This is a genomic window from Novosphingobium sp. 18050, assembly GCF_902706195.1.
In the GTDB taxonomy this organism is placed as follows: Bacteria; Pseudomonadota; Alphaproteobacteria; order Sphingomonadales; family Sphingomonadaceae; genus Novosphingobium.
The window spans coordinates 1-1,112 of the sequence record NZ_CACSJO010000073.1; the positions used below are offsets into that span (position 1 = coordinate 1).

The 1,112-nt window shown below is 53.5% G+C and carries 1 protein-coding gene and 1 tRNA gene; both read right to left on the bottom strand.

Annotated features, from left to right (window positions below):
* Nucleotides 1-300 precede the first annotated feature (300 nt).
* Nucleotides 301-831, bottom strand: a complete 531-nt coding sequence (locus GVL61_RS24405) for a hypothetical protein (protein WP_159983868.1) — start codon at nucleotides 829-831, stop codon at nucleotides 301-303.
* A gap of 9 nt (nucleotides 832-840) precedes the next feature.
* Nucleotides 841-917, bottom strand: a tRNA-Met gene (locus tag GVL61_RS24410).
* Nucleotides 918-1,112: the final 195 nt, after the last annotated feature.

The following is a 1,112-nucleotide window of genomic DNA, read 5'->3' on the forward strand; positions in this document are numbered from 1 at the left end:
ACACTGAGTAAGTCCATGTCGATCACTCCACGACCCTCCGACTGGCAGCCGGAGGCGAGGGAAACATGGGTCAATTCTCAATGGTAATTTATACGCCCCCCGGGTCACATCTCAGTGGCAATCAACAGTCATGCATCAAACATTGCTGACCGCCAAGCAGCAAGGCGTGTCCTGTCCCACGCTGGAAGCATTGGTGAAGGCCATATGGCTGCACTTGGCTGGGCAAGCGATTGAAGAACCCGACGGCGTGGTTCAGGGGCCGGAGATTTGACGATTGATTCTTGGCGCTGCGTCGAGATTCTAATGGGACGGCGCAAAGGCGCTCCTAACGTTGCCACCGACCGCAATCGATGCAATTTCATTACCCAGATCAAAGAGTGCCGTCAGAACTGCTGGATACGGCAGCTCGTCCGCAATACGCGCAGCTACATTGGGATTTTTGTATTTGGCGGCTTTTTCAGGAGAGCCACCAAAAATTTTTACCGCAGAACCGTCGCTGTCGTATGACTTAAGCAGAAAACCATCCTCGTGCGGCGTATGAATGGCCCAGCCAAGAAATTTGCTCGTGTGCGGTAACTGCATCCCCCGCCGTAATTGCTTCTCGGTCGGGGCCTTGGTTCCACTGCTGAAAAAGACCATGATCTCGCTTCGCCTCACCGAATTGCTACCATGTTCTGCAGTTTGACGGCTCTTTCCGCAAGAGCACAGCGACGATCCACAGGCTTTAAGGATTAGGGCGCGATACGCCAAATCAGAAAAAAGATGCGTGAGAAAACGGACTTGCTGCGGACACAGTGTTTTGTGGAGCTTGGCCCTATGCAGGTAAGTCATTGTAAAGATTGGTTGCGGGGGTAGGATTTGAACCTACGACCTTCAGGTTATGAGCCTGACGAGCTACCGGGCTGCTCCACCCCGCGTCAATCTTGCGCGTTTCAGGAACGCGAAGAGGGCCTGGGGATTTTCTCCCTTGGCCCTCTTGTTTGTTTTGTCATTGTGATGGGTTTTTTGTCTCTAGTGTATTGCGCCGGCTTCAATGCCTGGCGACGTCCTACTCTTCCGGGGCTTGAGCCACAGTACCATTGGCGCTGTCAGGTTTCACGGCCGAGTTCGAG